This window comes from Pseudoruegeria sp. SK021 (genome assembly GCF_002119405.1).
In the GTDB taxonomy this organism is placed as follows: domain Bacteria; phylum Pseudomonadota; class Alphaproteobacteria; order Rhodobacterales; family Rhodobacteraceae; genus Meridianimarinicoccus.
In genome coordinates, this window is record NZ_MTBG01000059.1 from 1 (window position 1) to 10,801 (window position 10,801).

The following is a 10,801-nucleotide window of genomic DNA, read 5'->3' on the forward strand; positions in this document are numbered from 1 at the left end:
TCAGGCAGCTGGCTAGTGGTATTCTCTGGCACGTGGCATATCCTTTTCTCGGCTGAGAATTGACGGCGTCTGAACACCGCCATGATATGCCGCCCCTCAGGGCATCACCAACTTTCGCGCGTTACTCCATCAGAACCGTATCCCACCACTTCCGTGGCTAACTTTTGCACTGCCGTTCTCACTAGATGGGATCCACGACAAGAAGAGAGCCCCAATCGGCACTTTGTGAAAGAATTCGGGGGCCGGTTTCGGTTACCGCAATGGTGTCCTCTATATGGATCCGTTCAATACCCGGCAGACTGTATGCAGGCTCAATGCAGAAGACCATTCCTGGCTCGAAGACCATGTCGGCATCGACGGTTATCATCGGGTTCTCATGTAACCCAAGGCCGATACTGTGCCCGATATGAGGTCGTGTAAATTCCCATCCGCGAGCATCCCATCGTGCGAGATTATGATTTATCAAGTCAGCAATCCGCACGCCGGGACGCATCATTTCAATTAGATGGACGTGGGTTTCCCAGATATAGGCGTAATTGTCCCGTTGCCGCTGGGAGGCCCGGCCGACAGCAACTGTGCGCGCCAAATCCGAACAATATCCCCGCGAAGTAGCGCCAAAATCAGTGCGCAGAAGATCCCCTTCGGCAGTCTTATAGGGACCGGAAATGGGGTGAGACATCAGTGCATTCTTGCCCGCTGCCAGCACCGTGAAGTTAACTCTTTCGGCACCCTCTTCTAGGACTGCCGTCTGCAGTCGGCAGGCAAGCGAAGCCTCGGTTTCGCCAACTGTGGCGGTTGTAAAGGTGCGGTGGATCGCGCGATCGGTCATCATCGCAACACGGGCCATCTCATTGATCTCGGACGGGCTCTTAATGATCCGGGAGCGGTCTAAAGCAGTATCGCAAGTGGTGAAGCGCGCCTGAGGCAAAGCGACCTTGAACTGCTCGAGAATGTCATAAGTGAGGTGTCGACCCTCAATCGCTATAAGCTCGGTTGTGCCAAGATCTCTGAGGACCGACGCAATCAGATCTGCCGGTAGAACCTGGAATTCAACATAGTCCCGGATGTCTGGTATCACCGTTTCGGCATGGGCTTGGGGGGCCTCAATCTTGCAGACGACAAACACTGAGGGTACGCCAGACGTGACGATAACAGCCGCGAGGCGATCCGGAATGGACCTCTGGGTCATGATGTCAACACCGGTGGCATAGAGCACGTTCTCAGGCGATGTCAGCACCATCGCCTCGGCCCCAGTGCTTGTCAGCGCAGTTTGCAGGCGATCTTCCATCGCCACGCCAGCACGAATGGGCGGTATGGTCGTTAGGTTCATCTGTTACCTTTCTGAGGCGGCAGCATTGCAGTACTCGCAGCAAAATGCGTGCGGGCACGTTAAGTGAAATGACAAGCGGCGTGCTGACCGTTAGCGACGCGCCGAAGAACCGGCTCCTCTTCGCGGCAAAGGTCTTTCGCCATTGGGCACCTCGAAGCGAAGCGGCAGCCTTTCGGAATATTGATAGGACTTGGAAGATCGCCAGAGACAGGTGGGCGAAACCGTACGCCTGTGGGCCGCGGCGGTAAGATCGCAGAGACAAGGGCACGGGTGTAGGGGTGGGCTGGTGCGTCTAGCACCTCTTTTACGGACCCTTGCTCGACTATTTTCCCGAGATACATCACCGCAACATCATCGGCGATGTGCCGCACGACGCCGAGATCGTGAGAGATGAAAACATATCCAAGGCCCATCTTTTGCTGAATGTCTTGGAAAAGGTTTACGATTTGGGCCTGTACAGAAACGTCCAACGCGGCAACGGGCTCGTCAGCAACAATGAGGTCAGGTTCCAGAGTGAGCGCCCTCGCGATACAAATACGCTGTCGTTGACCGCCGGAAAATTCATGTGGGAAACGGTTTGCAATTTCGGGCGATAGGCTGACAGCTTCGAGCATCTCTGCGACTTTCTCGCGCCGATTACCAATGCCGTTCAGATACATCGGCTCAGCCACGCTTTCGCCGATTTTCATCCGTGGATCGAGCGAGCCCATAGGATCCTGAAAAACCATCTGAAACCGTTTCCGCAATCCCATCAGCTTACGGGCGGAAACGTTGGATATTTCCTCTCCGTCCAATTTAATTGCGCCTGAGGTCGGCTCCAGCAGACGAATAAGCAGACGTCCAAGCGTGGATTTTCCGCAGCCGGATTCACCCACTAGACCTAAAGTCCGCCCACGGTGGATCTGAAGATCGACGCCGTCCACCGCCCTCAACCATGCTTTCGGTTCTTTCGAGAACAGTTGGCGTCCGACAGGAAAGTGCTTTTTAAGCGCGTGCACTGTCATCAACGGAACATCATTGGGGTCGGATCTATGCATTGTCAAACGCCCTGAAACATGCAGTTGAATGGCCGGGAGAAATTTCACGCAACTCAGGCAAGTCTTCGGAGCAAGCCGCACGGTAACGTAAGCAACGGGTTGCAAATCGGCAGCCGCGCGGAAGGTCGGTCAGCTTGGGCACCGTCCCCGGAATTGCCTCTAGCCGCTCCTGACTACTGCCCCCCGGGATCGATCGTATAAGGGCTTCTGCGTAAGGATGGGACGGCGCATCGAAGAAATCCCCAACTGAGGCTGCCTCCATTACCCGCCCGCAATACATCACCGCCACCCTGTCAGCAAAATTAGCAATCACGCCTAAATCATGGGTTATAAGCAGGATCGAAAGGTTGGTTTCATCCCGCAGGTCGAGTAACAGATCGAGGATCTGCGCCTGTACCGTGACGTCGAGTGCAGTGGTCGGCTCGTCGGCGAGTAACAATTCAGGCTCACAGGCCAGCGCCATAGCGATCATCACCCGCTGGCGAAGTCCGCCAGAAAGTTCATGCGGATAGGCCTGAAGGCGCCCCGCAGCCCCCGGAACGCGAACGAGATCCAGAAGATGTTTGCTGCGGGTCCACGCATCTCGTCGAGACATGTCGAAATGAGCCCGAAGAGTTTCTGAGATTTGCTGGCCGATCGTCAGAACTGGGTTCAGCGAGGACATCGGGTCTTGAAAAATCATCGAAATCCGACGACCCCGCAGCGCTGTCATTTGGTCTCCGGGTAGAGTCAGAATGTTCTGTCCACTGAACCGGACCTCGCCTTCCACCTGCGCACTCTCCGGCTGCAGACCGAGAAGTGCCATGGCAGTCGCGGACTTTCCTGAGCCGCTCTCACCAACGAGGCCAAGGACCTCACCCGGCTGGATAGAGAAAGAACATCGTTCAACTGCGGGCAAAAATTGACCGCCTACACGAAACTTGATGGTTAGGTTACGGACGTCTAGCAACGGATCTGAATTAGCCACGCGCACCTGCCCTTGGATCAAGACGCTCACGTAGACCGTTGCCCAACAAGTTAATTCCCCAGACGACCAAGATGATAGCAATGCCGGCGCTGTTCGCAATCCAAGGTGCAACAAAAAGCCGGTCGCGACCTTCAGCCAGGACATTCCCCCAACTCGGGGTGGGAGGTGGCACGCCAAGGCCAAGAAATGACAGGGCGGTTTCGGTCAGGATCATTTGCGCAACCTGAAGGGTGGAAATGACGATAATCATCGGAAGCAGGTGCGGAAGAATGTGGCGGCGGATGATATACCATCCTGCAGCGCCTTGCGCCCGTGCCGCCTCGATAAAGGGCCGCTCTTTGAGCGAAAGCGTCAAGCCATACACGACCCGCGCGTAGACCATCCACGACGAGATCCCCAGCACCAGTACGATATTGAGTAAGCTTCCTCCAAGGGTTGCAACTATCAGGATTGCCAGCAGGATTTCTGGAAACGCCAAATGCGCGTCCGAAAAGCGCATAATAAATGACCCAAGGCGGCCACCGCGATAGGCAGCGATGACCCCGCATAGCGAACCAAGAGTACAAGACAGCAACATGGAAGTGACGCCCACTAGAATTGAAACGCGTGCGCCGTAGATCAGCCGCGATAGCACATCGCGTCCGTAATTGTCGGTACCGAGCGCGTGCGTCCAACTGCCCCGTTCGGCCCAGACAGGTGGAGCGAGGCGGTTAAAGAGATCCTGCGACAGCGGGTTGAATGGAGCCAAAAGAGGCGCGAAAATTGCAACAAACGCAAAAAAGGCGACAACAAAGGTCCCAATCACGATTTTGAATTGTGAGCCAAACATCAGCTTATTCCAGATTGATCCGGGGATCGACCAGCGCAAGCAGCAGGTCGGCCAGAAGGTTGGCGAGAATGATGGCAAGACAAGTGACCGTAACGGTCGCGACCACCACCGGGACGTCGCGTTGATACACCGCACCGATCATCAATCTCCCGATGCCGGGCCACGCAAAGATCGTCTCGGTGACCACCGAACCGCCCACAAGTCTGCCCATTTGCAACCCGAAGAAGCTGATGATCGGGTTGAGGGCATTGGGCAGGACGTGGCATAGTAAGATGTAGCCATTTTTCAGCCCCTTAGCTCGTGCGGTCGTCACATATTGATCGGTGCTGGCCTCCAGAACTGCGGTACGGGTTATCAAGATGAGGTTCGGCGCTATAAAGGCGGCAAGAGTGATTGCAGGCAGGATCAAGTGCTCGATTCCGCCCGTTCCCGATGTCGGCAGCCAACCAAGGTTCAGCGCGAAAAGCTGCACCAGAAGAATCCCAAGCCAGAAGCTCGGCATCGACTGCCCTGCGACCGCGAATGTAGAGATCGCCATATCAAGCCAGCGGTCCTGATAGATCGCCGAAACAAGGCCACCAATCAAACCCAGCACTAGTGCCAGAACCAGCGCTGTCCCGATTAACTCAAAGGTGGCACCTAACCGGCTCACCACGATATCAAGGGCCGGCGCCTGAAATTGCAAGGAACGACCAAAATCCAGCGTCAAGATATCCGTTAGAAACCAGCCGTATTGCACAATCAGGGTCTTATCGAGGCCAAGTTGTCGGCGGAGCGTTTCGATCTGTTCAGGGGTTGCCGTGACATCCAGATAGAGCGTCGCTGGATCACCGGTGAGCCGCAGGACGAAGAACGTAGCTGTGACCACCAAAAGAAGCGTGATGGGGACCGTCACAAGTTGGCGAATGGTGAATTGAAACACGGTGGATCCCGCTTGTTTGAACTGGAAGGGGTGGGAGATCCCGGTCAGATGACCAGGATCTCTTCATTGTCAAAGGCATCGGACAGAAGGACTGGACCGTTTTCGGTAATATGATACAGGTCCTCCATATGAAGCCCCTTCACCCCGACGTAACGCACGCGGGTTTCCACCGTACAGACCATGCCGGGTTCGAACACAGACGTCTCCTCGGGCCGGATCATCGGGTATTCATGCAGTTCGAGGCCGATGGAATGCCCGTTATGAGCAAAGGGAAAGGGAATCCCATGCTTGTCATGCAGGCGCTCTGCCTCGGCGAAGAGTTGCGCTCCGGTGTTCCCCGGCCGCAGCATGTCGGCGATTGTATGATGTATCTCGCGAAGACGTTTCCACGTATCCAGTTCTTCGGTAGTAGGTTTACCCATCTTTGCGGTACGCCCGACGTTCGAAGGATAGGCCCCCGGATACCATCCGCCGCTATCGGCTTTGATGAAATCACCTTGCTGCACCTGATATCCAGTCGGCGCGGCATGCGGGAAACCGGTATTCGGGCCAGCGTTGATGTGGTTGAAGGCGACGATATCTGCCCCGGATAACATGATCCCATCAGCAAGGCGACGAGAGAGGCTGTATTCCGTTTCACCCACTCGCGTGGTTGCAAAGGTGGCAAGCATCGCTTTTTCCGTACCCCGGAACGCAGCCTGAAGGGCATCGATCTCGCGCTGAGTCTTAATCGAACGAACCGTCCGGAAAAGCTCATCACAGCCCTCGACTTTGAGGTTCGGAAGCTGCGCCTTGAGCGACATCAAGTATTTACCGGCAATATACTCCAGCTCTATCCCGACCTTGCCAGTATCGAGGCCTAGCTCAATCAATACTTCAACGAGCAAATCTATCGGCTTGACGAAGAACTCGCGGTAGCCGCGGATGTCCTTGATCCAACTTTTCTGCTTCACGTAGGCCTCTTCAACCCGGCAAAGGATGAAAATCGGATCACGGCCTTTTGCCCAGACGACGAAGCCGAGGCGATCGCGGATTGACCGCATGGTGTCGATCATCACGTCTGACGTGTATCTAACATTTTCGGGCGAGCAGGCGATAATCGCGTCGAAAGCGCTAGCTTCTAGGGCGGCACGCAAGCGGGGGATATCCCCCATTGCTTCACTGGAAGTGGTCATCTTATTTTTTCCTTGGAGGTCGTTATGATCCGGGAGGGGATGCACCCCGGATCATGAGTGGCGGTTTAGGAACGCGCCGCGCCGTGCAGGCGAAGGATCTTGTCGGATGGGGGAGTCCAGCCTTCGAGATCGCTGGATTTACCGTAAACAGTGGGCAGACCGAAAAGGAACACGGCAGGGCACTCTTCGTGCATGATCTCGGTCATCCGATGATAAGCGGCGAGACGCGCCTCTTCGTCCACCGTTGAGCGACCGGCGACGAATTCTTTTTCGTACTCTTCGTTTTCCCAGTATGCGCGACCCGAGCCTTGGGTAAACCAGACCGTGGCAAAATCTGCGTCGCCAAGGCTGTACCAGCCTACCATGTGCATCGGACCCATGTCGTGCGCAGTGGCCATCTTGGAATAGACGCCCTGTTCGACAACATTAACAGTTGTGATCACGCCGATATCCGAGAACATCGCGGCAATCACGTTGCAGATATCGACATCCGCCAGATATTTGCCTGATCGTGTAGTGATCGAGGTTTCAAAACCGTCCGAGTAACCGGCTTCGGCCAGCAGCGCCTTGGCTTTTTCAGGATCGTAGGAGAATGGTTCGAGATCCGCGTTGAATCCGAACGTGTTGCTGGTCAGCATCTGACCCTGTAGCACGGTCCCACGCCCCATCAGAAGACGGTCAAGAATGGTCTGCTTGTCGACGGCATAGTTCAGGGCCTGCCGAACGCGCGGATCCTTTAACTCTTCAACACTGGTGTCGAAGGTCAACAGCAGACCCACGGTCGATTCCACAGCATCGACCATGGCCTTGTCAGATGCGTCGACAACTTCTAGCAAGTCGATCGGCATTTCTTCGGAAATTGCAACTTCACCGGCCATCAGGCTGGCAACGCGGGTCGATCCTTCGGGCACTTGGCGAAGCGTCAGACGGCTCGCCAACGGCGTACCACCCCAGTATTCGGCAAAGCCGGAGAAAGTGATGCGATCACCGGGTGTCCATTCGTCGAGGACGAAGGGGCCAGTGCCTATGGGCTTAGCGGTCATTCCATCGCGCCCGACGGCCTCAACATAATGTTTCGGCTCCATCACGACGTTGGACAGACCGTTGATGAGGGTCGGGAATGGCCCGTCCGTCCCAAGCCGCACGGTCAGATCATCGACCACCTCAACCGAGGTAATCTGAGAAATCCGCGCGCGAGAGCCATAATTGTTCTCGGGGTCCAGAACGTAATCGAGGGTGAATTTCACGTCTTCTGCCGTGAAGGGCATCCCATCATGGAAAGTAACACCCTCGCGCAAGTGAATTAACCAAGTATCTTCGCTTTCCGGCTCCCAACTGGAAGCTAGACCCGGAGCGAACGATCCATCGTCCCGCCGGGCCACGAGGGCCTCGAGCATCTGCATCACGACCGAGAGGGAAGCAAAGCTGGAAAATCCTGTAATCAAAGAATCTGGCAGGCCTTGGACCGCAACGACCAGTTCAGAGCCCTGCGCAAAGGCCGGACGCCCCGCAAAGGCCGTGAGTGCGCCTGTGGCGGCCGCAGCAGAGAGAAACCCCCGCCGAGTTAGGGAATGTGCAAGAGGAGACATTGGCAATTTCCTTTCCTGTTGTGATCTGGAGTGGCTGACCACCCTCTCATTTGGGTTTTGATTTGGCCTTTCGGACCCGCTTGGGCCGGCCACTATTTTCTGCCGGTCTCCTCCCGCCCAGCAGATATCGGGTCGCCACCGGAGCCGATCTTCTTGGCCCAGTTCGCTTTCATGGCAGCAGCGGCATTCGCGATATGCAGCGCCGATCTTTGACGCGCTTCTTCTTCGTCCCGCGCCTCTATTGCGTCGAAAATCGCCCGAATTTCATGTACCGCGACCGGCATCCGTTCCGGCTCTGCCAGGGTCACACTGCGCAACAACTGAATCCGGCCGTGGATAATGTGGAGCATCTCGGCCAAAGTCGCGTTGCCGCATCGATCAATCAGCGTTTCGTAAAACGCGTTCTTTGCCCGACGCATGCTTAAAGGGTCGCCCTCTTTTAACGCCGTTTCGACCTTGATGACCTGTTCACGCAGATACTCGATATCCGCAGCGCTGCCGGTCTGCACAAAGCACGTCGCAGCGCCGCCCTCCAACACGCCGCGCGCCACATAGATCTCTTGCGCCTCATCAGGGGAAAGCGTGCGCACGAAAAGGCCGCCACTGGGCCCGGCCTGCAAGAGCCCTTCGGATTCAAGAGAGCGCATCGCCTCTCGGACGAGCGGACGACTAACACCAAGGCGCTCGCAAATCTCGCGCTCGACCAGCCGGTCGCCCGGCAGAAGAATGCCTTCTGAAATCATTACGCGGAGCCCGTCCTGCACTTGAGTACGGAGGGGAGCCACAACCCGGGTCACAGTAAACATATGAAATTCCGTCTTCTCGGCATATTGTCTGACAAGATTACTAGCATACGGACCGACATGAGTCTAGAAACGACTCTAGAGCGCCATGGATTTTTCGGCGCTACGTTCAAAAAGTGAGCAGGAGCGACAAAAATGGGCACGAAGTTCGAAACTACAATCGGCCTTATAGGCAAGGGCGCGATAGGCAGCGCTATTGTTGAGGCTGTGGAAACGGGTGCACTGTCCGGATTCGCACTGACGGCCGGCCTTGCCAGAAGCGCGCCGTCTGACGGATCGGGCGGAATCTGGACGAACAATCTTGAGACATTTCTCGCCAAGGCCCCAGACATCGTTATTGAGGCAGCTGGACCAGAGGCATTCTCTGAAATCGTCCCTATTATCCTCGCCAGTGGCTTGGATGTAATAGCCGTCTCTGTGGCCGCAATGGCCGATGGGGACGTGGAAGCCAAGATCAGGGACGCCATCACGACGTCTGGCGCTCGGCTGCACGTGGCAAGTGGCGCAATCGGTGCTTTGGATGCGCTTTCTGCCGCGCGGGAGATGGGGCTGGAATCCGTAGAACTTGTACAGCGCAAACCGTACAACGCCTTCCCGAATATCGACCTAACCCCTGGGACGACTCAGGTTGTCTCGTCTGGCTCGGCCCGCGACGCAGCAATCGCCTTCCCGCGCAATTCAAACATCGCCGCCGCCGCCGCACTTGCAGGACTGGGTTTTGACGACACGCGCGTCACCGTCATTGCGGATCACGAAGTTACGACCAACCAGGCCGAGTTAAAGGTTCGTGGTCAGTTTGGGCAGTTCGTTCTAACCATTCAGAACTACCCCAGCGCCGCCAACCCACGCACGGCAACGCTCACAGCTTTAAGCGTCATATCCGCGTTGCGCCGCACGCGTGCGCCAATTGTCATCCCAGCATAATACGACACAACAAGGAGATTACTTATGACCTATACTGTAATTGCACGCTGCCCTGAGACGAGCCGTCTGGGCGTTGTTATTGCCACAAGGGCACCGGCCGTTTGCAACCGTTGTCCAGTAATTGTACCGCATTACGGCGCAGCCAGCGTCCAACTCATTGCCAGCCCAGCGTTGACGCAGCTTTGCGGCAATTTGATCGGCCAAGGTTATTCCGCCGCCAAAGTTCTGGCGAACCTTAAGGAAAGCGATCCGCATATTGAACGTCGGCAGATCGGGATCGTTGATGTAGCCGGGAATACTGCAGCGTTCAGCGGCCCCACGGCCAACGGATTTTCAGGACATGTGCTGGGCGAGCAGTTTGTCGCGATGGGTAATGCGGTTGTTTCTGAAGATGTCGTGACCTCGATGGCGTCTGTAATGACCAATCGCTCGGATCTTGCTTTTGCCGACCGCCTCATGGCCGCCATCGAGGCCGGAACAGAGGCCGGCGGTCAGGCTGACGGACAATTTTCAGGTGGCATCCTATTGTATCATCGTGACAACTATGCGGAGATTGACTTGAGGATTGATCGCGCCGAAAATGCTGTCCCTGAATTGCGCAAATTGTATGAGTGGTACCGTCCGCTCGTTCCCTACTATGTCGCGCGCGCAACCGACCCGTACATGGAACGGGATGATCATTGGCGCGCGCGCCACATCTCCTAAGGCCGGCGTGGCAATTCCACGTTATTGCTTGCGTGGTGTGATGGGTGTCAATCACAGCGACAAAAGAGGCCATTTGCCGGCGCAAAATGGGGCCACGCTCGGGAGGTCGGCGGCGCTCTGGCGGCGCGCGCTCACCTCATAGCAAACGCGTGCCATAGCGCGCTGGCCTTAGGGCAGCACTGTTGCGACGTAAGCGCTGTGTGGTCAGCACCTGGGTTTCAGCTTGACTGCTGGAAGTTCCAAGGTAGCAGATCATCGATGCGGTTTTCCGGATGTCCCGCTGCGATGGCTTCGAGCGTGGATTTCAGGTAGGCGAAAGGCTCCACACCGTTGATCTTGGCTGTCTCGATCAGCGAGGCGATGCGGCCCCAAGCGCGTCCGCCTTCGTCGTGTCCGGCGAACAATGCGTTCTTGCGATTCAGGGTAATCGGCCTGATCAAATTCTCAACCTTGTTGGAGTCGATCTCGACGCGGCCGTCTGTCAGGAAGGTTTGTAGGCCGTCCCAGTGGTTGTGAATGT

The 10,801-nt window shown here is 56.2% G+C and carries 11 protein-coding genes; 2 read left to right on the forward strand and 9 right to left on the reverse strand.

Features of this window, described 5'->3' with window-relative positions; all coding sequences use genetic code 11:
* Positions 1-181: 181 nt before the first annotated feature.
* The 8 genes from BV911_RS17725 to BV911_RS17760 all read right to left on the reverse strand — a co-directional run bounded on the left by BV911_RS17725 (position 182) and on the right by BV911_RS17760 (position 8,655).
* On the reverse strand, positions 182-1,330 hold the full coding sequence (locus BV911_RS17725; protein WP_086054907.1) for a Xaa-Pro peptidase family protein: 1,149 nt from the start codon (positions 1,328-1,330) through the stop codon (positions 182-184).
* Between the two features lie 59 nt (positions 1,331-1,389).
* Positions 1,390-2,367 carry an ABC transporter ATP-binding protein gene (locus BV911_RS17730; RefSeq protein WP_086054908.1) on the reverse strand — a complete coding sequence of 326 codons (978 nt, stop codon included), beginning with the start codon at positions 2,365-2,367 and terminating at the stop codon, positions 1,390-1,392.
* Complete coding sequence (locus BV911_RS17735) at positions 2,360-3,364, reverse strand: ABC transporter ATP-binding protein (protein WP_371588336.1); 1,005 nt, start codon at positions 3,362-3,364, stop codon at positions 2,360-2,362. The genes BV911_RS17730 and BV911_RS17735 overlap by 8 nt, the downstream gene beginning before the upstream one ends.
* Positions 3,327-4,163 carry an ABC transporter permease gene (locus tag BV911_RS17740; RefSeq protein WP_086054909.1) on the reverse strand — a complete coding sequence of 279 codons (837 nt, stop codon included), beginning with the start codon at positions 4,161-4,163 and terminating at the stop codon, positions 3,327-3,329. The genes BV911_RS17735 and BV911_RS17740 overlap by 38 nt, the downstream gene beginning before the upstream one ends.
* Positions 4,164-4,167: 4 nt before the next feature.
* Positions 4,168-5,085, reverse strand: a complete 918-nt coding sequence (locus BV911_RS17745) for an ABC transporter permease (RefSeq protein ID WP_168184131.1) — start codon at positions 5,083-5,085, stop codon at positions 4,168-4,170.
* Between the two features lie 44 nt (positions 5,086-5,129).
* Positions 5,130-6,260: a Xaa-Pro peptidase family protein gene (locus BV911_RS17750; RefSeq protein WP_086054911.1), complete on the reverse strand. Its 1,131-nt coding sequence runs from the start codon at positions 6,258-6,260 to the stop codon at positions 5,130-5,132.
* A gap of 65 nt (positions 6,261-6,325) precedes the next feature.
* Positions 6,326-7,849 carry an ABC transporter substrate-binding protein gene (locus BV911_RS17755; protein WP_086054912.1) on the reverse strand — a complete coding sequence of 508 codons (1,524 nt, stop codon included), beginning with the start codon at positions 7,847-7,849 and terminating at the stop codon, positions 6,326-6,328.
* 92 nt (positions 7,850-7,941) lie between these two features.
* Entirely contained in the window at positions 7,942-8,655 is a 714-nt protein-coding gene (locus BV911_RS17760; RefSeq protein WP_086054913.1) for a GntR family transcriptional regulator, read from the reverse strand.
* Positions 8,656-8,787: 132 nt separating this feature from the next.
* On the opposite strand from BV911_RS17760, the gene BV911_RS17765 reads away from it, so the two are divergent.
* On the forward strand, positions 8,788-9,576 hold the full coding sequence (locus tag BV911_RS17765) for an aspartate dehydrogenase (protein WP_086054914.1): 789 nt from the start codon (positions 8,788-8,790) through the stop codon (positions 9,574-9,576).
* 24 nt (positions 9,577-9,600) lie between these two features.
* Complete coding sequence (locus BV911_RS17770) at positions 9,601-10,281, forward strand: DUF1028 domain-containing protein (RefSeq protein ID WP_086054915.1); 681 nt, start codon at positions 9,601-9,603, stop codon at positions 10,279-10,281.
* A gap of 218 nt (positions 10,282-10,499) precedes the next feature.
* On the opposite strand, the gene BV911_RS17775 is transcribed toward BV911_RS17770, so the two are convergent.
* Positions 10,500-10,801: transposase domain-containing protein (locus tag BV911_RS17775; RefSeq protein WP_139840143.1), on the reverse strand; the 302-nt coding region annotated here is incomplete at its 5' end.

Coding starts and splice junctions, on each gene's coding strand:
- BV911_RS17725 (WP_086054907.1), bottom strand. CDS start 1,330: ATGAACCTAACGACCATACCGCCCATTCGTGCTGGCGTGGCGATGGAA.
- BV911_RS17730 (WP_086054908.1), bottom strand. CDS start 2,367: ATGCATAGATCCGACCCCAATGATGTTCCGTTGATGACAGTGCACGCG.
- BV911_RS17740 (WP_086054909.1), bottom strand. CDS start 4,163: ATGTTTGGCTCACAATTCAAAATCGTGATTGGGACCTTTGTTGTCGCC.
- BV911_RS17750 (WP_086054911.1), bottom strand. CDS start 6,260: ATGACCACTTCCAGTGAAGCAATGGGGGATATCCCCCGCTTGCGTGCC.
- BV911_RS17755 (WP_086054912.1), bottom strand. CDS start 7,849: ATGTCTCCTCTTGCACATTCCCTAACTCGGCGGGGGTTTCTCTCTGCT.
- BV911_RS17760 (WP_086054913.1), bottom strand. CDS start 8,655: ATGTTTACTGTGACCCGGGTTGTGGCTCCCCTCCGTACTCAAGTGCAG.
- BV911_RS17765 (WP_086054914.1), top strand. CDS start 8,788: ATGGGCACGAAGTTCGAAACTACAATCGGCCTTATAGGCAAGGGCGCG.
- BV911_RS17770 (WP_086054915.1), top strand. CDS start 9,601: ATGACCTATACTGTAATTGCACGCTGCCCTGAGACGAGCCGTCTGGGC.